This is a genomic window from Clostridioides sp. GD02377 (assembly GCF_045899875.1).
Classification (GTDB): domain Bacteria; phylum Bacillota; class Clostridia; order Peptostreptococcales; family Peptostreptococcaceae; genus Clostridioides; species Clostridioides difficile_A.
The window spans coordinates 1-1,820 of the sequence record NZ_JBJODA010000049.1 but is presented as its reverse complement, the minus strand read 5'-3'; the positions used below and the strand labels follow the sequence as shown (position 1 = coordinate 1,820).

Here is a 1,820-nt window from a genome sequence, read left to right as displayed (position 1 = left end):
TGAACTATACCCACTGTTTTATACAGTTAAAACATGTAAAAGTAGTTTAAAGTACTAGTGTCAATCATTAGTACTTTTTTTATTATATTCATATAATTAATATCTATATTTTAAAGTTTACTATCTAAAAAAGAGCACGTCAAATAAAACCCTAGATATTTAAATTTTTTTAGAGCTACTTAAAATAAATTATGCTACCTCTGTACTTAAATATTTCCTAAATTCAAGTGGAGACATAGAATTTAATCTCTTTTGATATCTAAAATTATTGTAGTAATATATATAATCCTCTATTGCTTTGACTAATTGTTCGTATGTATCAAATTTCCTTAAATAGTACATTTCCACCTTTAAAATCCCCCAAAATCCTTCCATAGGAGCATTGTCAATACAACGACCAACTCTTGACATACTTTGTATCATACCTTGTGCTAAAAGTTTCGATTTAAACACCTTACTAGTATACTGAAAACCTCTATCACTATGAAAAATAGGTTTTGCATTTGGATATAGTTCTATTGCTTTATCAAAAGTTTCAAACACCAAGTTATTGTTATTTGATTTTCCAATAACATATGAAATTATACTTCTATCGCCTAAATCTAGAATTGCACTTAAATAGGCCTTCATCCCATTGGTTAATTTAAATTCAGTTACATCTGTTAACCATTTTTGAGAGGTTTTATCTGCACTAAATTTTCTGCTTAATACATTTTCAGCAATGACCTCTGGTGTACATTTAACATAACTAAATTTCTTTTTTCTGCAAACAGATCTTAAGCCTACGGCTCTCATTAGTCTGTACACTCTCTTGTGATTGACATTAAGTTTATACTCTCTATTTAACTGCAGAGTCATCCTTAAAGAGCCAAAAACCCCATTCTTTTCTTCATATATCTTAGTTATCAAAGCTGCTAATTTAATGTTTTCAAGTTCTAAATTACTTTTATCTCGATTGAGCCATTTATAGTATCCAGAACGATTTACTTTAGCAATTTTACATAATTGGATAAGCGAAGCTTTTTTTTCATTGAATAAGGATTGAAGTACTTTATATTTGTCCTCATTCTTAGATAGTGTAATTACCACCCTCTTTCTATGTTTTTTAACTTTTTTAAGAATTCATTCTCCAGTTGTAATTTGTGTTTTTCTGCTTTTACAATTTTCAATTCCAACTTTACCTTATCTAATTGAGTCAACTCATTTTCTTTTTTTGCTTTACCTCTTCGGTCTTCTAATCCAGATATCCCTTTATCTTTATATTTAAGTGTCCATCTTCTAACTTGACTGTATGAAACAGAATGTTTTTTTGCTATCAAATTGTAATTAAAATCATGTTCAACACAATCTTTAACAATTTCAACTCGTTCATCTAATGTTGTTTTTCTAGTCTCCATAAAGAGTCCTCCCTTCGGGGTTTCTTTTATTTCCTTATGAAGATTATACTCTTTAACCCAAGCTTTTAGTGGATGAACTGATCTCATTTTATATTTTTTTGAGATTGTGTCATAAGATCCTTCGCCATTTAGATAAGATTCTATAGCATTCAATTTAAACTCTTTAGAATAGCATGATTTGCGACTTTGTTTTATTAAACCATCATTTCCAAAAGTTTCATAATTTCGCATCCACTCTCTGAATGTACGTTTTCCAATATTTAATTCTTCCATTATTTTTATTACTGAATTTTCACCCTTTAAATATGATTCAATTGCTTCGATTTTTTGTTCTGATGATACTTTAGTTTTAGACATAACAAAACCCTCCTAGTTTAGACAGTTTTACATATTTTAACTGTCTCCTAAGAGGGGTATAGTTCA

The 1,820-nt window shown here is 28.8% G+C and carries 2 protein-coding genes; both read right to left on the bottom strand.

Features of this window, described 5'->3' with window-relative positions:
* Window positions 1-189: 189 nt before the first annotated feature.
* The gene (locus Q3304_RS20615; protein WP_407813581.1) at window positions 190-1,089 is read right to left on the bottom strand and encodes an IS3 family transposase; all 900 of its coding nucleotides are present in this window, start codon (window positions 1,087-1,089) and stop codon (window positions 190-192) included.
* Window positions 1,083-1,754: a transposase gene (locus Q3304_RS20610; protein WP_407813580.1), complete on the bottom strand. Its 672-nt coding sequence runs from the start codon at window positions 1,752-1,754 to the stop codon at window positions 1,083-1,085. Before Q3304_RS20610 ends, Q3304_RS20615 begins: the two co-directional genes overlap by 7 nt.
* Window positions 1,755-1,820 lie beyond the last annotated feature (66 nt).

Coding starts and splice junctions, on each gene's coding strand:
- Q3304_RS20610 (WP_407813580.1), bottom strand. CDS start 1,754: ATGTCTAAAACTAAAGTATCATCAGAACAAAAAATCGAAGCAATTGAA.